Source organism: Ureibacillus sp. FSL K6-0786, from assembly GCF_037965165.1.
GTDB classification, from domain to species: Bacteria; Bacillota; Bacilli; order Bacillales_A; family Planococcaceae; genus Ureibacillus; species Ureibacillus thermosphaericus.
On the sequence record NZ_CP150191.1, the window covers coordinates 372552 to 392126 of the forward strand.

14 protein-coding genes, 1 pseudogene and 1 CRISPR repeat array (1 of these 16 cut by a window edge) are annotated in these 19575 nt (G+C 34.4%); of the genes and pseudogenes, 4 read left to right on the top strand and 11 right to left on the bottom strand.

Annotated features, from left to right (window positions below):
* A CRISPR array of direct repeats spans positions 1 to 4343; the repeat unit is 29 nt; unit sequence CTTTAAATCCCTCTAAGTTCAGATAAAAC; it begins 541 nt to the left of the window's first position.
* A 149-nt stretch (positions 4344 to 4492) separates the two neighbouring features.
* Genes cas2 through cas6 form a run of 8 tightly spaced genes read right to left on the bottom strand, consistent with a single transcriptional unit; the run spans position 4493 to position 12651 of the window.
* Positions 4493 to 4756: a CRISPR-associated endonuclease Cas2 gene (cas2, locus tag NSQ18_RS01880; protein WP_339288760.1), complete on the bottom strand. Its 264-nt coding sequence runs from the start codon at positions 4754 to 4756 to the stop codon at positions 4493 to 4495.
* A gap of 4 nt (positions 4757 to 4760) precedes the next feature.
* Positions 4761 to 5747 carry a type I-B CRISPR-associated endonuclease Cas1b gene (gene cas1b / locus NSQ18_RS01885; RefSeq protein WP_339288762.1) on the bottom strand — a complete coding sequence of 329 codons (987 nt, stop codon included), beginning with the start codon at positions 5745 to 5747 and terminating at the stop codon, positions 4761 to 4763.
* Complete coding sequence (gene cas4 / locus NSQ18_RS01890) at positions 5737 to 6219, bottom strand: CRISPR-associated protein Cas4 (protein WP_339288764.1); 483 nt, start codon at positions 6217 to 6219, stop codon at positions 5737 to 5739. The genes cas1b and cas4 overlap by 11 nt, the downstream gene beginning before the upstream one ends.
* A gap of 39 nt (positions 6220 to 6258) precedes the next feature.
* Complete coding sequence (cas3, locus tag NSQ18_RS01895) at positions 6259 to 8571, bottom strand: CRISPR-associated helicase Cas3' (RefSeq protein WP_339288766.1); 2313 nt, start codon at positions 8569 to 8571, stop codon at positions 6259 to 6261.
* Positions 8572 to 8579: 8 nt separating this feature from the next.
* Positions 8580 to 9284, bottom strand: a complete 705-nt coding sequence (gene cas5b / locus NSQ18_RS01900) for a type I-B CRISPR-associated protein Cas5b (protein WP_339288767.1) — start codon at positions 9282 to 9284, stop codon at positions 8580 to 8582.
* The gene (cas7i, locus tag NSQ18_RS01905) at positions 9265 to 10164 is read right to left on the bottom strand and encodes a type I-B CRISPR-associated protein Cas7/Cst2/DevR (RefSeq protein ID WP_339288768.1); all 900 of its coding nucleotides are present in this window, start codon (positions 10162 to 10164) and stop codon (positions 9265 to 9267) included. The genes cas5b and cas7i overlap by 20 nt, the downstream gene beginning before the upstream one ends.
* A complete protein-coding gene (locus NSQ18_RS01910) occupies positions 10161 to 11942 on the bottom strand; it encodes a hypothetical protein (RefSeq protein WP_339288769.1) in 1782 nt (593 codons plus the stop codon). The genes cas7i and NSQ18_RS01910 overlap by 4 nt, the downstream gene beginning before the upstream one ends.
* Positions 11935 to 12651, bottom strand: a complete 717-nt coding sequence (cas6, locus tag NSQ18_RS01915; RefSeq protein WP_339288771.1) for a CRISPR-associated endoribonuclease Cas6 — start codon at positions 12649 to 12651, stop codon at positions 11935 to 11937. The genes NSQ18_RS01910 and cas6 overlap by 8 nt, the downstream gene beginning before the upstream one ends.
* A 584-nt stretch (positions 12652 to 13235) precedes the next feature.
* Between cas6 and NSQ18_RS01920 the strand changes: the two genes are divergently transcribed.
* Positions 13236 to 14135, top strand: a complete 900-nt coding sequence (locus tag NSQ18_RS01920; protein ID WP_339288772.1) for an aldo/keto reductase — start codon at positions 13236 to 13238, stop codon at positions 14133 to 14135.
* On the top strand, positions 14132 to 14617 hold the full coding sequence (locus tag NSQ18_RS01925) for a VanZ family protein (RefSeq protein ID WP_168411745.1): 486 nt from the start codon (positions 14132 to 14134) through the stop codon (positions 14615 to 14617). Before NSQ18_RS01920 ends, NSQ18_RS01925 begins: the two co-directional genes overlap by 4 nt.
* A gap of 48 nt (positions 14618 to 14665) precedes the next feature.
* On the opposite strand, the gene NSQ18_RS01930 is transcribed toward NSQ18_RS01925, so the two are convergent.
* Positions 14666 to 14800, bottom strand: coding sequence for a hypothetical protein (locus NSQ18_RS01930; RefSeq protein WP_339288773.1), 135 nt, complete (start codon positions 14798 to 14800; stop codon positions 14666 to 14668).
* Between the two features lie 283 nt (positions 14801 to 15083).
* Here NSQ18_RS01930 and NSQ18_RS01935 point away from each other — a divergent pair, with 283 nt between their 5' ends.
* Complete coding sequence (locus tag NSQ18_RS01935; RefSeq protein WP_339288775.1) at positions 15084 to 16424, top strand: amino acid permease; 1341 nt, start codon at positions 15084 to 15086, stop codon at positions 16422 to 16424.
* Between the two features lie 155 nt (positions 16425 to 16579).
* Here the strand turns inward: NSQ18_RS01935 and NSQ18_RS01940 are convergent.
* A pseudogene (locus NSQ18_RS01940) lies at positions 16580 to 16826 on the bottom strand (DUF3886 domain-containing protein).
* Positions 16827 to 16865: 39 nt separating this feature from the next.
* Positions 16866 to 18047 (bottom strand): acetyl-CoA C-acetyltransferase, encoded by a 1182-nt coding sequence (locus NSQ18_RS01945; RefSeq protein ID WP_016836888.1) that lies wholly within the window; start codon positions 18045 to 18047, stop codon positions 16866 to 16868.
* A 234-nt stretch (positions 18048 to 18281) separates the two neighbouring features.
* Between NSQ18_RS01945 and NSQ18_RS01950 the strand changes: the two genes are divergently transcribed.
* Positions 18282 to 19217 (top strand): alpha/beta hydrolase, encoded by a 936-nt coding sequence (locus NSQ18_RS01950; protein WP_016836887.1) that lies wholly within the window; start codon positions 18282 to 18284, stop codon positions 19215 to 19217.
* The last annotated feature ends 358 nt before the right edge of the window (positions 19218 to 19575 follow it).

Sequence of the window (19575 nt, forward strand, 5' to 3'; positions counted from 1 at the left end):
GTTCAGATAAAACAAATAGAAGTTCTTAGAAATTAAGAAAAAATCGAACTTTAAATCCCTCTAAGTTCAGATAAAACTAAATACGCTCCCGAACGGTAGTGATTTTCCAAGACCCTTTAAATCCCTCTAAGTTCAGATAAAACAAACAGTATCGCTTTTAATTTTAGATTTTTATATTTATACTTTAAATCCCTCTAAGTTCAGATAAAACGCCATCACCCCTACTTTCAAAAAAGCGTGCAAATGTCTTTAAATCCCTCTAAGTTCAGATAAAACAATTTTGAACTAGATTTTTCAAATAGTGGTAGTACGTCTTTAAATCCCTCTAAGTTCAGATAAAACGCTGCTGGCGGTAAAGTGGTTTCTTCGATGGCCAAAACTTTAAATCCCTCTAAGTTCAGATAAAACTCCGAAAGCCGTCATAATCCAAATACCGAAAAGACTTTAAATCCCTCTAAGTTCAGATAAAACGACCGATTTTTGGAGTTGACGCAACCGATTGAAAATACTTTAAATCCCTCTAAGTTCAGATAAAACCAGCATCATGGATGCTAAACATTCGATTTGTGCCCTTTAAATCCCTCTAAGTTCAGATAAAACTGCCCCACTCACTATCTTTGTCCTCCACGTTGTTTCGGCTTTAAATCCCTCTAAGTTCAGATAAAACGTCAAATGCTCTTTTGACTTCATCAACCAGCGAATCGCTTTAAATCCCTCTAAGTTCAGATAAAACTTTTTACGATTTTCTCTACCGCTTGGTACTTGATAGCTCTTTAAATCCCTCTAAGTTCAGATAAAACTTTTCACCTATTTTTAGAGCATTAAACACTTTATCTTTAAATCCCTCTAAGTTCAGATAAAACGCAAGCTGAGTTTTTAAATTGTTATTTTCTTCTGCTCTTTAAATCCCTCTAAGTTCAGATAAAACGACGGTTTCAGCGCCACCAGGCATGGCCATGATGGATCTTTAAATCCCTCTAAGTTCAGATAAAACCTATGCAACTGGTGGTAGAGGTGCGCCACGCTTAGTCTTTAAATCCCTCTAAGTTCAGATAAAACGAAGATGAAAGTGGAATATTAAAATTTCAAGGCTCTAACTTTAAATCCCTCTAAGTTCAGATAAAACGTGATGGAATATCCTTTGATTGAGATAAAGGATTGGCTTTAAATCCCTCTAAGTTCAGATAAAACAATTCAAGAGCATTTTTTTCGTCAAGAGTTAAGAACATCTTTAAATCCCTCTAAGTTCAGATAAAACGACTCCTCGAATGGATAGAAGTCCGAATCAAGGTTTCTTTAAATCCCTCTAAGTTCAGATAAAACATGTTTTCTTTATCTTTATTAATTTATAAAATTGTACTTTAAATCCCTCTAAGTTCAGATAAAACGGTGCTTGAGTGTATCAGTGGTGAAAGAGCCATAAACTTTAAATCCCTCTAAGTTCAGATAAAACTCTACCATTTTTAAAATAAATTGCTTCATTATTTCTATCTTTAAATCCCTCTAAGTTCAGATAAAACGTGTATCTTCAAGATTAAATTGCGTAATAGGAGTTCCATTCTTTAAATCCCTCTAAGTTCAGATAAAACGAAGATGCGACACAAAGTATCGTATCTGCTATTAACTTTAAATCCCTCTAAGTTCAGATAAAACGGGTAGTTTCCCTGTTGACAATTTACAATAATTGCATACTTTAAATCCCTCTAAGTTCAGATAAAACGGTTCGGCTGGGCGTTGCGGGCGAATGACCGCAACGCACTTTAAATCCCTCTAAGTTCAGATAAAACGAGACTTTATTGAAAAAAACAAAGAAGCTTTAGAAAACTTTAAATCCCTCTAAGTTCAGATAAAACTTCATTACGCTCTGTCTTAATCTTCTTTTTATATGCCTTTAAATCCCTCTAAGTTCAGATAAAACAGATAATGGTCAAAATATATATTCTGCTTGGGGGGCCTTTAAATCCCTCTAAGTTCAGATAAAACCACAAGCTGCAGACGGTATGGCGTTTCTAGCGATGGCCTTTAAATCCCTCTAAGTTCAGATAAAACCGTGAAGCACAACAAGTAATAGCTGATGAATTAAAGACTTTAAATCCCTCTAAGTTCAGATAAAACAATGATTCAGAACGATGCCCTAACTCGATACCTTCTTCCTTTAAATCCCTCTAAGTTCAGATAAAACTTTGACCAATTTGAATAATAGTCAATTCCATATGGCTTTAAATCCCTCTAAGTTCAGATAAAACTTTAATTGTTTCATAACTTTCTGCATTTCATTTGTCTTTAAATCCCTCTAAGTTCAGATAAAACTGGTTTTTCCCATATGGTGCAATATCTGAAAATTTTACCTTTAAATCCCTCTAAGTTCAGATAAAACGTTTGTCGCTAATTGACCGTTATCAATTCCCCAAACTTTAAATCCCTCTAAGTTCAGATAAAACCCATCTAAGAATAATTCTTTGGCATCTTTTAAAGCCTTTAAATCCCTCTAAGTTCAGATAAAACTCGTCGTCCAATATGTTAATTTTGATTTAATTTCTTCCTTTAAATCCCTCTAAGTTCAGATAAAACAGAAGTGTACTAATTCTACAGTGGAGTTTTCCATCGCCTTTAAATCCCTCTAAGTTCAGATAAAACTGCAAATGGCAATAAGTTAATGCACTCGGTTGGTTTCTTTAAATCCCTCTAAGTTCAGATAAAACAGACACTATTATCGTAAAAGACCCGATTCGAACACCAGACTTTAAATCCCTCTAAGTTCAGATAAAACTGTTATGTTATTTGGTTAAAAAAATTATTTTTTTGCTTTAAATCCCTCTAAGTTCAGATAAAACCTATATCAAACAGATTCTAACCGTTATGAATATAAAGTCTTTAAATCCCTCTAAGTTCAGATAAAACTCAAACACTCAATACCAATATTTTTAATATAGGAAGCCTTTAAATCCCTCTAAGTTCAGATAAAACATTGTCGACTCGTCCACAATATGGACAGAAAAGAGTTCTTTAAATCCCTCTAAGTTCAGATAAAACGCAAAAGCACAACGGATTCTTTCAAGACGTAAAAACTTTAAATCCCTCTAAGTTCAGATAAAACTAGAATATTCTTCTATATTAACCCCTTTTTCTTTACTTTAAATCCCTCTAAGTTCAGATAAAACTACGTTCAGCAATCAATGCTTACATTCGCACAAACTTTAAATCCCTCTAAGTTCAGATAAAACCAGAAAGCGTTGTAGAGTGCTTTTACTTGCTCCGACCTTTAAATCCCTCTAAGTTCAGATAAAACAAAATTTCCCAAGTATTAGACATTGATGTGACATCAGCCTTTAAATCCCTCTAAGTTCAGATAAAACGAAATGTACTAATTCTACAGTGGAGTTTTCCATCGCCTTTAAATCCCTCTAAGTTCAGATAAAACCTACTGCTAAAATTTTAGCCATCTCGCCACGAGTTAACTTTAAATCCCTCTAAGTTCAGATAAAACTCGCTTTCTAATTCTTTAATTCGCACTTTACTGATCTTTAAATCCCTCTAAGTTCAGATAAAACGTGTTTTCTTTGCTAAACATATAACTCACTCCTATATAACTTTAAATCCCTCTAAGTTCAGATAAAACAACATCCAATTCCTGATTACCATTTTTAAATTGAAAGACTTTAAATCCCTCTAAGTTCAGATAAAACACGGCATCTACAACTGATCCATAAGTATATTTTTCCTTTAAATCCCTCTAAGTTCAGATAAAACTTTATTGTTCGTAGCGATCATTGCTGCAGCGTTTTAACTTTAAATCCCTCTAAGTTCAGATAAAACTTATATTCCGCCTCAATTCTTGATGCACCCTTAATAGTCTTTAAATCCCTCTAAGTTCAGATAAAACAGTAAGCTTTACGTATCATCGGGTCATTAAAAAAGCCCTTTAAATCCCTCTAAGTTCAGATAAAACAAGAGTTGATGATGAATGAACGAGCTCGACATTAAGCCTTTAAATCCCTCTAAGTTCAGATAAAACTGCTTTGCCATTTGATAAAATTATCACACAACTCTCCTTTAAATCCCTCTAAGTTCAGATAAAACGCAACAACGAATATCGGGGATAATCGAGGTTTTTACATCTTTAAATCCCTCTAAGTTCAGATAAAACTCGTATGGGTCGTTATTACAATACAACCCTTCTCAACTTTAAATCCCTCTAAGTTCAGATAAAACTGTTCCAGTTAGAACCGCCTTTTTGGCGGCGAGACCTTTAAATCCCTCTAAGTTCAGATAAAACCTTAGTCGGTTTTTATAAAATATTTTAATATCATCATACTTTAAATCCCTCTAAGTTCAGATAAAACCCTGCCTAATAACCTTATAAAATCAACATTTAGAGGGAAGCATTTGCAGTGAAAGTCCAATCGTGCAAATCGCTTTTTTCGTTAAATCCCTCTAAACGTTGATATTGCAGCATTTTGACTTAATATTCAAAAATTCGCCAAAATGCAATTTAGAAAAATATATCTAAATCTGCCTTTTCTGCTCCTACATGAAACTTCTTTAAATGTTTTGGGTTTTCTACAACATAGTAATAAATACTATCTGTTTCATGATCAATGATTTTCTCCAAATCACGTTGACACTTTAAAAGTTGTGTTTTTGTAATTTCTCCTTCAAAAACTGAGTTTTGTGTCCAATTTAAATATTCTTTCAATTTTTTACAGACTTTATTTACTCGTTTTTCACTCACATCATAAGTTATAATTACAAACATTCCATCACCACCATGCTCTTAGCGGCTTATATGGTGTATCCCCTATAACATGCTTAATGAGTTTATAACACTCTAATCGAATAAAATAGCGATATGAAACATTTCGATTTAACTGTCGATGCTTTATTGTATCTGTTAATTTTTTATCAAAAGCTGCAATAAAAATTTTTCTTCCTTCCTCATTTAAATATACCATGCCTTCATGATCCTCAAAATGTTTAGGTTGAATTTTTTTAGTATTCACTAAAGTTACAATTAGAGGGTCTACAAAAAGCGGTTTAAATATTTCTGCAAGATCTAAACATAACGAGAAACGCTTTTGTGATGGCTCGTGTAAAAAGCTAATGGTTGGATTTAATTGAGTCTTGTAGATTTCACTCAAAATAGTTGTATACATCATAGTATTTCCAAATGAAATTAATGCATTAAATGGATCACGAGGTGGCCGTTTTGTACGCTCTGTAAAATAAAATTCAGGTAATATCAATTCATTCAAAGACTGATAATAATTTTGGCGAATCAACCCTTCAATCCCCATAAGTTGCTGTACATCTTTAGCAGAAGCAATTTTTTTCTGCAATTCTTGAATCTCTTTCACAAACACAGAATTCATATTATTTTTCTTGCGATTAAATCGAATCATATGAAATACAGCAGATTGCACAAATGCTTGAGCTAAAGCTAAACGCTTTTCTTTATTTAAATAATGCTCGCTTTGTCGCACCGTCACAATTCCTGAAACCTTCTGCTCCCTAGGAACGAAACTCCCCGTGTAAAACCCATAATAGTTATAAAAATGAACGAAAATCCCTTTTTGACCCATAAAATTCAAAAAAGCTGAATTTAAATGAACTTCCCCAAATAAATGTAAATTTTCAATTTGCTCTACAGGAAGCGGTCTTTTTTTATTGTCCGTTTCTGATACTAAATAAATCGTATTATCTTTCCTTTTTACAGTGCCATTTGAAAACATATAAATATCACGTTGCATCAGCCTCCCCCTCCAATGCAAAGCAAAAATCAAAATAAGCGCAATTTTTACAATAGGGTAATTTCTTGAATTTCGGTGCAGATTCTGATTCGATCACGCGATAAATGCAAGCAATCTTTTTCTTCAACTCTTTTTCTTTTTCTTCAGTCAATTCAACCTCAACAACTTTCTTTTCCTTTGTATACGCAATTTTCCCTTTCTTTTCAATGCCTCGTTGTTTCAATAAATACAAATAATATAAAAGTTGCCACTCATCTGCTTTTTGCATTTTACTGGACAGCTTTGTTTCTTGAATGTACTCATCGTCAATGACATCCACTACAGCATCTCCAATAACAAGCTCTTTGTCTTTCCTAGGATAAGATTTCTCATGAAGAAGAGTTCCTTCAATTACTCGATCATGTTCCGTTTCAAAACCTATCTGTTTGCTATATAACCATAGTTTTCTCGGGCAAACCACATAATACTGCATGTGTAATCCACCAATACTTTGCAAAAATACCCTTCCCTTCTAGAAAAGAACATCAAAATTTTCATCTAATCGTAACTCCAGCCCTCGATTTGAATCATATGAAACGTCTATTGAATACTGAATATAATTAAAATCCGGATGTTCGAAAGGGGAAACTTTAAATCCTGCTTCTTTTGCTTTAAAAAATAAGCTTTTAGCACTTACCGAAATAATGTATTGCTCAATCTCCATTCGAATTTGTTTCTTCTGCTTATTCCGTTCGATTCGATCTAAAGAATCGGGAATTGCATCATATTGCTCAATTAACGCCATTACCGCTTCATAATTTTCTCTTCCAGCCACAAAACTTACACTTTGAATATCACGTAATATTTGTTGAGCTTCTTCCTTACTTAAATCAAATGCTCGCATATCTTGCAATTCTTGATTGGCCTTTTCAAATTTTGCTAAATACTTTGTCCCTGCAAGTTGTTCTCTACTAAATACTTGCTTTACAATATCAATTTTCTCATGCTCCCCGATTAATTGGCCATCAAAAGCAGACAACGCTTCCAACCCTTTTTGGACGATCGCCTTTTCATAAATCGTCTCAAGGCCAGACACCTCTTCTAGATTCGATAATATAAAAATATTCGGTTCATCTGGTGTACCACCATTAAATCGGAGACCTTTTCGATTACAGCGGCCAAACCGTTGAAATAATGCATCTGGTGTAGCCGCCTCGGTAAATAAATAATCAAAATCTACATCCAAAGAAGCCTCTACTATTTGTGTCGTCACCCAAATTCCTGGCCGATTATTCGTTAACTGTCCAAACTCTTTTATTTTCTCTTCTTTTGGCAAACGATCTTTCCTTGTAAATTGTGAATGTAATAAATTGATTGCTTCTTCCCCAACAAGTTGCTTTAACTGATCATACATTGCAAGTGCTTCCTTCACCGTATTCACAACAACTAATACTTTGGAAGTTTCACCAAATTGAACGATTTTCGTTAAAGCTTCTATTTTATCATCCAGCAGTTGTATCCGATGTCTTCTCGGCATAACAGGATTAGCATCTCGGTCGTCTGGAATCAGTACAGTTTTAACTAATGATTTATGATCCAACAAGCCTTTCTTTTGCAATTCATCAAGAAATATTTGTGGTAATGTAGCAGTCATAATCATCCACTGACCACCTAATTGATGAATCAGTTCCAAACCTCGTAGCAGTATCGCAACAATATGTGGGTCATATGCTTGAATTTCATCGATTACCACTTTCGAATAAGCAAGGGTAGCAAGTTCTGTTTCGAACCCCCGGTAAAGAAGTGGAAATTTGAATAATTGGTCAATTGTGGAAAGGGTCAATTTTTTCGCAAGTAAACGTGTATGCTCCGTTTGAATAATCGATTGCTCAAAGGAAGTCGTTTCATCTGATTTTGACATTAGATGGTCTAAAGCCGTTGAATGAAGTAAACCCGTACTACTAAAACCAATACCCTTTTCGCTTTGAATTCGGTCATACATTGCATTTAAACTCACTCGCATAGGCAGTGTAAAAAAACCTTTCTTTTGGCCAATCCATAATAAAGCCGCTTCCGTTTTCCCACTACCTGTCTGAGCGATAAGGACAATATTTTTATCTTGATTTTCATAAGTTAAGGTCTGTAAAGGACGTAATGAATATTTCTTTTCAAGAAATGTTTTCGTCTGCTCCCCTACATTTTGATCCACCGCTTCTTCCACATAAATTGCAACATTCTCATCTTTTCTCTTCGCAGATGCTGCATGGTCTGCACGTTGGAGGAAGCCTTTAATTAAGATGTATTTATACCAATCCTTTTCTGAAAAATTCTTCACTGTATTCTCTCTATTAATTAATACATCTAGCGAAAAATCATCAATTTCTTCATTTATAGCAACATCCAAATCTTTACGAATATTCATAATATTCGGTTTTAAATATTTCGAATAAAAATATTCAATATTTGAAGCACTTGGTTTCTCATTACGTTCATGATGAAAACCTACTGCTAATACTAAAATCATTGCTTCAGCTTCTGAATATTCTTCTTCTATCTTTTCAAAAGGTATTAATACAGCAGATAAATAATTATGAGGGTAATTTTTATCAGCTATTTTATTTCTCTGTTTAAAAATTGCTGCTTTAATCACACTTTGAAAACATTCACTGTATTTACCTAAATCATGATATAAAGCTGCTAATTTAACCAGTTCAAATTCCCTAGATGTAAAAAGAGAAAGCTCATTGCCATAAGCCTGAGCAAGAGCTTTCACTGCCTCCACAACATCTAAAGTATGTTCAGCAATCGTTAAAACATCTGGTTTAGATTTTGCATAATACATCATAATATAATTTATCCTTCCATTAAAAAAATTGTATATGTTCCATCAGTTAGCACACTTTTATTTTTTATTTTTTTATCTTTACTTACATAAAGTGCAACAACATAATCCCAATTTCGTATTCCATTATTTATTTCGTATTTGCGTGGTAAACGAAAATACACAGAATTAGAAAGGTTGAAAAATACTTTTTCCTCTGTTTTAGGTACATATTGATTATACTTTACAGATTTCATTTTTTGATAGTCAGCCTCTACAAAACGCACTTCATCAATTCTTACAATATCTTCCCAGCGGCCCATGCTTATTGTTGTGGACAATTGATGAAACTTGTTGTAAAGCTCATTTAATATAGTTTCTTCTGCATCAACATGGATAACATGTTCCACGTTAAATAGTAAGTGCTGATACATTGGCATGGTTGTATACAATTTACTGTCAGGTAAAGGAGCTTCTGGTAACCCATCTGTTGTTACAATCGGAGGCACTTCGGCTTTCTTATACATAAACTTTCTTTGATAATCTATCATAAAGCTTTCGGACTGTCCTTGAATTGATATATTCATCGGAATATACTCTGTCGCACCAAGTACCGCATGTAACATTCCCTTTACGGTTGAAAATGGTGCGAGAGGATATGTTTCACCGACTTTATAGGCGAATGGTTTCAGAAAACAAGCAGTTTCTTGAAATAATTTAAGCCTTAATAACTTCATAGGCAACCCCATAATAATCTGCTACTTCACGTGTTACAGCTTGGAAAAATTCCTCTACCGTTCCTACTTGTCCAAAAGCTTCTTTGATTTCTGATTCATTACTAAATATTCCATTTGTTAAGCCTACCTTTGTAAATTGTTTTATTGCATCACCAGCAAAAGTGAATTCGCTTGTTTGAACAAGAGGCTCAATTTTTAACGAATTTCCTTCCAATTGAATACGTCCTTGGAAAAATGGATTTGCCACAGGGTACACCCCTCCGATCACAAATAGTGGTGTTAAATTTTCCTGACGGCCACGAATATTACGGGACAATAATTTCAACACTTCCAATAATTGATGAACACGATTAAAACGTTCTTCATTCGGCAACTCCACCTGGTTATTTTCATCGATGCCTACCTTGCTTATATCCACTGTTACTGTATAAGTGTAGTAACTAATATGATTTTCAATATTTGCTAGGTTTGCATTTTCTCCTAAGCGCTCAGCCAACCCCATGTTCGTTAAAAACTCCATGTCCCCATTGTAAGGCTCTAAGGAAATCGCATGACTTAAACGAACGGTTGCAGGACGTTTAAGGGAATTTTTACCCGTTTTTAAATAACCGAATAAATCCATTTCGACCGAATCTTCAATTGTTAATTCATCTTTAAATTGCAAGGTTCCCTTTTGTTTTGAAACGGTGTTTAGATTCCAGCCAAATAATTCATTTCCTAAGCGAACGACATCATAACGTAATGATTGGCGGGAGGCGAAAGTATAAGTGTTGCCATCCGCACGATTAAATTTCTTTAATTCAGAAATATTTGAAAATCCCTCACCGAAGTTTAAAGAACCAGCTTCAATAACAGCAGTAAATGTTAATGTTTTACTCATACTTCAACTTCCTCCACTTCTTTTGTTCCTTTTGATTCAAATTGTGACATTAGACCAGCAATAAACGCTAATGACATTGTGGCAAACTCATGATCTGATACCACTTTTCGATCCAATAAACTTGTAAACTCTTTATTTATTGGAAGATTTGCTAACAAATGTAGACGTAATACTGTTTCAAAGAAAACTTCACGGTTTCCACCTTTTGCAGCATTTAATAAACGATAAGCGATTGTTGCAATTTTTTTCTCATTTGGAGATGTATATTCTTTACTTTCTTGCATGTTCTGCTTTTTTAACAATTCTTTTTGTAATGCTTGACCTCGCCCATACATGCGGTCTGTTAACGTTTTTTGTTCCACTGTTTGTCCCTCCTTTAAAATCAATTCACGTAAATTGAGTGCCATTTTAATACTGTAATAATTTTTCGAATTATCAGTAATTAATCGTCGCATTTCTTCAAAAATTAGCGTCTTTGTATCGTTATTTCGCAACGCTTCGTGAATAAGCTGCTCGCGAAATGCATATGAAAAAATCTTATTTATATCAAAATGAGTCGAACCCGAAAGCAATGTTTTAATAAACTTTTCATTTACCACTCGATATTCGAGTAAAGTTTTTTTCGATTTATTGAATGTTACCCATTCAATTAATAACGTAACAGTTTCCCGCTCTTTCTCTTTTTTAATCATTTTTTCATGACTAGATATCAATGCAGTACTAAATAAATTATCACGGCGAAACGCCCGCGCAAAAGCATCATTACGCTTCCTTGTTTCTTCACAATCCCCTTCAACATGTAAGAAACTAAAAACAAAATGCTCTTCTCGTCCAATCGTTTTCCGATAGCTTGTACACCCTAGGGGAGATATGAACAATAGTAACCTCGCTAATGTACTGATGAGAGGTGCACTTGTCATTTGACCATTATAAAAATCATTAAAACTTGTTGATGCAAGTGGCATAAACATCATTTCCTGATATACCAGTGTTCCCCATTGTCCTTCAATTCCACTGCACGGAGGAAGTTTCTCAAAATAATTAAAATCAATAGATTTTGCTTTTTTATTTTTTTTCTTCCATTGTTCGGCAATACCTATATCGCTTTCTTGAATAAGTTTCCATGCCGTATCCGCATCATTATTTTCAATACACTGTTGCAGTTTCAATTCCAAAACAAGTGGATCAATAAAATCTTTTCGAAATACTGCAATTTGCTCTTTAAACGACAATGTATTTTTCGCAACATTTAAAAACGATACCTGGCCTCCCGAACTTGATAAAATTGTTCCTTTTACCACATTGATAGTCAGTTTTTGATCAATTTCCGGCTCATTTAAAATTTCGATCGCTCGATGAATCACCTTTTCTAAGGTAGGCAAATCGATCTGTTTCAAAGCATTCTTTCCTTCAATTATTAGTTTAGTCGCTTCATCTTGATAGTCAGGGAAATACTTTGCTACTCGATCTAATCCTTCTTTCAATGTATTATTGATAATATCTCCATGAATCTTATAAGAGTCCGTATTCTTTACTTTACCATTTTCAATGGAAAGCTTTATTTTTTGAAAGGATTGATCTAATTGCTCTTTACGTCTTGCCCCCATACTATACGTACGAACTAAATAATCAAAAAAGCGTTCTGGTAAAGATTCAAACCATTCAATCGGTACATCTAAAACATTTCCGTCACATTTGATTTGATGCTCTTCATCCATTCGTAAAAGGGCAGTTGCTCCCATTGAAAACAGCCAGTCATTAATTAATATTTTAACCATGCTGAATCACCTCAAGCGTTCCATACCCTTGTGCCCTTCTCAATCCCAAGCCATCTTGATAAATGAGGTTTAAATCTTCAGGATTTCCTTGCAGCATAATAATCCCTTTTTGTGCAGTAAAAAATAAGATTTGTCCGTTAGCGTGTCGATTTGTTTCTTTGATTACTTGTTTCTTTAAACGATGTCCACAGATTATTAATGGTTCATACAATTCTCGACCATATAAAACTTGAAATTGTTTATTAGTGATAATATTCAATTCTTGCTCGAAAGTGGGATTCGAAATTAGTAGGGGTTTTTTCGTCTTGTCTTCAATTAATAAAGCATTTAAAATATTGTAAGTAACAACATTTGAGGTAATCGGTTTTTCGTGAGCAATCTGTTTACTTATTATTTTTAGTGGATACTCTGGATGATCATATTTTTGGGTTATGCTTAATCCATTGAAAAATGCTACCCCTACTCTTACATCAGAGGTTGAAAAAATCAAAGTTGCATTTTTCATAACGAATTCTGAAGTTTCTTCGTGAAGTTTGAAATTGTTCATATAAAATGAAAATGTAAAAGGCTTAGGCTTTTTTTTACCATCATACAAATGATTGTACACTTCCTCATCGCCCTTTTTTATCATCTCTTTAATAAATGATAATAAATACATTCGGTAAGCTTGAGGAACCTTTTGTACATCTAAAAAAATTTTAAAGCGCAAACTTGTACCTCCTTTACTATTAAACGATATTTGTAATCTGTTATTTATTAGTAAATATAGTAAGAATCAATTGAAATGTCAACACAAACTAAATTATCCATTTAATGTAATATGTATGTGATTTGGTATATTTTTGTAAAAAATTATATTTTTATTTGAATTTTGTTGGATTTAAAATTACTTTTAAATGATATTAATCATTTTTTTATCTGAATCTTAGTAGATAAGATATATTTATTTGATTTCTTAAAATGGAAGGCACCTCACACTCTATAGGGTCGCCTTCCATTTTTAAAAATGAAGGCGATTATAAAAAATGCGGCTCTCTATTTTTTGGTGTTGGTGAATCAGAACTACACCAATTTTTTGTTTATGGAAACCGGAACATAATTTTTATGGGAATCTAACAAAAGATTGATGTGCGGCATAGGTAGGACAATTTTTGCGATAGCTTAGGCGTAAGTGGGTTAGTGAATACTTCGAACCCCTACATTCCTTGATATTACTAGATTTTGAGCATGTTTTATGATAATTTTTCTATATCCAATCGTTTGAGTAAATGTAAGAAAGAAAGCGGGGATTCGATGAAAAAACGTAGATTAGGTACAAGTGCTTTTGAAATTTCCGAAATCAGTTTAGGGTGCATGTCCCTTCCAACAAACTTAGAAGAAGCAAAACCAGTAATTGAAACGGCTATCGAATGTGGCATTAATTATTTTGATACAGCTGATTTATATAATAAAGGTATTAATGAAGAAATTGTCGGTGAACTGTTAAAGCCCTATCGAGACCAAGTATTCATTGCTACAAAGGTCGGAAATCGCTGGAATGTTAACGGTGATGGCTGGTATTGGGATGCATCAAAAAAACATATTGAAGAAGGAGTAAAAGAAAGTATACGCCGATTAAAAACCGATTATATTGATTTATATCAACTTCATGGCGGCACTATCGACGATCCATGGGATGACATCATCGACACTTTTGAGAAATTAAAAAAGGAAGGACTCATTCGGGAGTACGGCATATCTTCCATTCGTCCAAATGTTTTTCAATCCTTTTTTGAACGCAGCCAAGCCGTATCCAATATGATGCAATTTAGCATTTTGGATAGACGACCAGAGGAATGGCTACCTTTCTTTGAAGAAAAAGGCGTTTCGATTGTTACACGAGGTTCCATTGCAAAGGGATTACTGACAGATGAGTGGAAAAAACGAGTGGAAAATGTTGATTCCTATTTGAATTACTCGAAAGAAGAGCTTGTCTCTATTTTAGAAAAAATTGAATCGCAATACGGATCGGTTCACCCTGCTGCGATTGCTTATAATTTGAGTCAACCTGCTGTAGCATCCATTGTTGTTGGAGCTAGAACAAAGGAACAACTGCTGAAAAATATGAAAGCTTATGAAGAAGCTCAAAACATCACCGACATTTCTTTTATTCAAAGTATTACAAAACAAGAAATATATACTGATCACCGATGAAGAAATATTTGTTTTTCGTAATCACCGCACTAATCATTTTATATTATCTTTCTAGCATGCCTTATGAACAGCAGACTATTGTTCCTGAATTAAGAGTGCTTCTAAGCAACCAACCTTTTTATGACTTGTTAAGTAAAATTGAAGTAACATATTGGGGAAGAACTATTTCTGTCGAAACCCGTGGATATTATTATTTTGTTGAATTTTTGATTCGTAAAGCATTGCATTTTATTGGCTATGGAATCGTTGCCGTGCTCTTATATTTGCTATTTCGTCGATTGAAATGGACATTTGCAGCGGTTATTTCTTGTTTAGTTACATTCTTCATTGCCATGTTAGATGAATATCACCAAACTTTCGTAGATGGACGTACTGGTGTGTTTGATGATGTTTTAATTGATACGGCTGGTGCCATTACTTTTATTTTTTGTCTCAAGGTATATTTTTTTATAAAATATTTGTTGAATCGAAAATCTTATTAAATTGCCAAAAAAACAACCTAGCTTCTATATGCTAGGTTGTTTTTCTTTTTATCTATTATCATCTAATAATATATCATGCTCTCTTACTGCTTCTTCCACTTCGCCGAAAGCCCAATGAGTTTTTGGAACATCTAAAAACGTTGGAGTTTCTACATTAGTTAATGGCCCTCGTTTGAAAAGCATGTTTATTACTTTTACCGCTTGAGCTCTTGTTAGTTCCGGGATGATAATACGAGCAGTGTCAAAACCTTGTTAAAAATTCTGCTCTCGTTGGTATTTTCTACTCAAAATTACGTTTGCGAATTCTATTTCGATATAAGATATTGAAAGAAAAATAGTTTATTGATAGAATTTTGAAGTTGTCATCAAAAAAAATGATGATTTTGTTTAAAAAAAGTGATAACTAAGATTAGGAAAGTGCAAATTGTCATTCCTTTCCTAGTTAACGAGTCTTGGGGGCAACAAGATGAAACAGAAAGAATTAAAAAGAGAATTAAAAAACAGGCATGTACAACTAATTGCAATCGGGGGAACAATCGGTACTGGACTGTTTTTAGGATCTGGTGCTGCAATTTCTAAAGCAGGTCCATCCATTTTATTAGTTTATCTTATTGTTGGGACTGCCCTATTTTTTGTGATGCGTTCCCTAGGAGAGATGCTGTTATCCAATGCTGGGTATCAATCCTTTACCGATTTCTCTACAGATTACATAGGTTCTTGGGCAGGGTATGTAACAGGATGGACATATTGGTTCTGCTGGATTATGACAGCGATGGCTGATGTAATTGCCGTTGGTGTGTATGTTCGTTATTGGTTCGATATCCCTCAATGGATTCCAACATTGATTGCGATTATTTTATTGCTCTTATTGAATCTATTAACTGTAAAACTATTTGGAGAGTTGGAATTTTGGTTTGCAATTATTAAAGTAATTACGATTATTGCTTTAATTGTAATCGGTATTTTCTTAATCATTATTGGATTTGAAACGGATACTGGTCATGTGTCAGTAAGCAATATTTGGAGTCATGGTGGAATTTTTCCAAATGGTATGATTGGATTCCTTTTTGCATTCCAGATGGTCGTATTCTCTTTTGTAGGAGTTGAACTTGTGGGGGTAGCAGCAGCGGAGACTTCGAATCCCGAAAAAAATATACCCTCTGCTATCAATAAAATTCCCATTCGTATATTGCTGTTTTATGTAGGAGCAATTTTTGTCATTTTATGCATTAATCCTTGGACTGAATTAAGTGCTACCAATAGCCCGTTTGTACAAGTCTTTACTTTGGCAGGAATTCCACTGGCTAGCGGCATTATCAATTTCGTTGTGTTAACATCAGCCGCTTCTGCCGGAAATAGCGGTTTATTTTCAACAAGCCGGATGATGTACAATTTAAGTAAGAACCATCTAGGGCCAAAATTCCTATCAACATTAAATAAAAACTTTGTCCCTGGAAATGCACTTTTCATTTCTTCCATCGTTGTTTCAATAGGGGCTCTATTAAGTTATGTTATTCCAGATACAGCTTTTAGTATTGTCACCACAATTAGTGCTATCTGTTTTATTTGGGTTTGGAGCATTATTTTAATTACTCATATAATTTATTTAAGAAAAAGACCGGATTTACATAAAACATCCATTTTTAAAGCTCCTCTTGCACCATTTGTAAATTATATTGTGTTGATATTTTTTGTGGCTGTATTAGTCGTGATGTTGATTTCCGAAGAAACAAGAATAGCGGTTTTACTTACTCCGATTTGGTTTATTATTTTGTTTATTACTTACGCCCTTCGCAAGAAAAAATAAGCGCAGGGCGTTTTTTCTGGAAATTCCCTTTTATGTATGTGATACGTAGATTGAGGTATGATGATTGAAGAACTCATTACCGAGACAGAGATACGAATCAATCTTTAAGCACACTAAATGAAAAAAGTGTCGCATTATTTTGCGACACCTTTTTATTAGTACTTAGAGCCTTTATCTCCATACTTTTCAAGCAATTCTGCAAAGCTCATATTTTTCTCCCGCTGTTTTCTTTCAAATTCGAGCTGTGCTTGTCGTTCTTCCTCTTTTCTTTTTTCCTCAGCGGCTAATTCTTTCTTTCTTTGCTTCTTTTAATTTTGCGATTAACTCGCTATCTAGTTGATCTTGAAGAGTAATCCCTTCATTTGTTGCTTGATGATTAGTGTTCTTATTCTTTTTAGCCATATTCTCACCTGCTTACTTTTTTGCGGTGGAAACAACAGCTTATCGTTGAATAATTGTTGCGACTCCTTGTCCACCACCAATGCAAAGTGTGGCAAGCCCGTACTTCACATCTCGTTTTTGCATTTCATGAAGAAGCGTCACTAAAATACGTGTTCCACTTGCACCGATTGGATGTCCAAGGGCAATTGCTCCACCATTTACATTTAGTTTATCAGAATCAAAGTGAAGTTCGCGATCAACAGCAATAGACTGAGCCGCGAAAGCTTCATTTGCTTCAATTAAATCGATTTGATCGAGCGTTAAGTCAGCTTTCTTTAAAGCTTTTCGAACAGCTTCAGCTGGACCAATACCCATAATCGCAGGATCTACCCCAACTGCAGCGTTTGCCACAATCGAAGCGAGCGGTTTAATTCCTAACTCTTCCGCTTTTTTCTTAGACATGACCACAACTGCTGCAGCACCATCGTTAATTCCGGAAGCGTTTCCAGCAGTGACTGTTCCATCTTTTTTGAAAGCTGGACGTAATGCGGATAATTTTTCTACCGTTGTGCCAGGGCGTACAAATTCATCTGCATCGAAAATAATTGGATCCCCTTTGCGTTGAGGAATTTCTACTGGCACAATTTCATCTTTGAATTTCCCTTCCTCAATCGCTTTTGCTGCACGAGCTTGGGAACGTGCCGCGAACTCATCTTGTTCTTGTCGCGTAATATGATATTGAGAAGCTAAATTTTCTGCTGTTACCCCCATATGATAATCGTTAAATGCACACCATAATCCATCATGAATCATGCTATCAATTAGGTTTTGATTGCCCATTTTAAAGCCTGAGCGAGCATTTTTTAATAGATAAGGTGCTTGGCTCATATTTTCAAACCCGCCAGCCACAACGATGTCTGCTTCACCTACTGCAACGGCTTGTGAAGCAAGGTGTACCGTCTTTAAACCGGAACCACAAACTTTATTAATTGTCATAGCCGGAACTGTTTTTGGAAGTCCCGCTTCTATTGCTGCTTGGCGAGCTGGATTTTGTCCTAGTCCTGCTTGCAGAACATTTCCCATTATGACTTCATCCACTTGATCCGGTTGAATTCCTGCACGACGTAACGCTTCTTTAATGACAATCGCGCCTAATGTTGTGGCAGGTACATCTTTTAACGAACCTTGGAAAGAACCTATTGCTGTTCTAACCGCACTTACAATAACTACATCATTTAACATGAACATCTCCCCCAATTTCAGTTTACATTGTATACACGATTTTGTGTGAATCCTAGAAACTAAAAAGTATTATTAGTAGAAAGCAATTCAAAACCGTGCAATATTATTCTACCAAATGATATGTTATATTTTGTTTCATAATCAACATTTTTTTGTTAATTTGCGTTCATTTTCGACTTTTCAAAATTTATTGTCTTTATACATATTATCAAAAATGCGAAGGAGGTGTCCTAGATGAAAAAGAAAAAACGTAAAATTCTTTGGTTTTCAACTTTCATTACAATGACAGCTAGTGTACTGACTACAATTTTTGGTTTTGCATTAACAAATCGTCTCATGTACATCCAAAAGAAAGATGACGATTTTATATTAGATCGAGAATTGAAAGCGAATCGATTCGATGAAAACTGGTATAATCACGTGAAAAAAGATGAATTTACAATCGATTCCCCTAACGGCTATCCAATTAAAGGTATACTTTTACAACCTTGCCCTACGAAAAATACGGTGATTATTTGTCACGGTGTCACGGAAAATAAAATAAATTCAATTAAATATGCGCGAATGTTTGAAAGGTTAGGATTTAATTCTTTTGTTTACGATCATCGAAGACATGGAGAGTCCGGTGGAAAGACAACAAGCTATGGCTATTATGAAAAGTTCGACTTAGATGCTGTTGTCAATACGGTTCGTTCAGTTATTGGAGAAGATGCAAAATTAGGGATTCATGGTGAGTCGATGGGTGCTGCAACCATGATTTTATATGCAGGTACGGTGGGAAATCATGTAGATTTTTATATTTCGGACTGCGCTTTTTCTGATTTTGAAGAATTATTGCGTCACATCGTCAAAAATTCAACCCGCATCAATCCTGATATTCCTATTCATTTAGCAGATTTCTTTATTCGTTTCCGAGATGGCTATCGCTTTAAACATCTCACACCGAAAGAAGCAGTAAAAAATATTAAGAAACCTATGCTATTTATTCATAGCATTCCAGATACATTCATTCCTTGTAAAATGACAGAAGAAATGTATGAATTGAAGAAAGGCCCAAAAGCATTAAAACTATTTGAGATGGGAGCTCATGCCCAATCATTTAATGAAAACCCAAGAGAATACGAAGAAACGGTTCGCGAGTTCTTAGAGAAATATATATTGAGATTTTAGAGAGCTTTGAATAGCATTAAATTCTTTTTCTATATTTCTTTTGTTTATCATTTGGACAAATAAAACCAAGCCCTCAATTGATAAAGCATTTAGTGAGGGCTTGTTTAAAAATCCAGCGCCATTATAAATGGGGTTAGTGCATTAATTACCTTTTTTATGAATATTTCTCATCATATGTAGAAAATCCATCAGCTAATGCACTTGTCTCATCAACTCTGCAAAATCTCACACGTGGAATTACAGTCATATTTGCATATATTTCCTCAATAGCAAATACACTATGACCAATGCATAAACCTCATCAATCCACAATAAAAAAGGTTATCCCTTTCCAGAAAAATTCCGATACAGGACAACC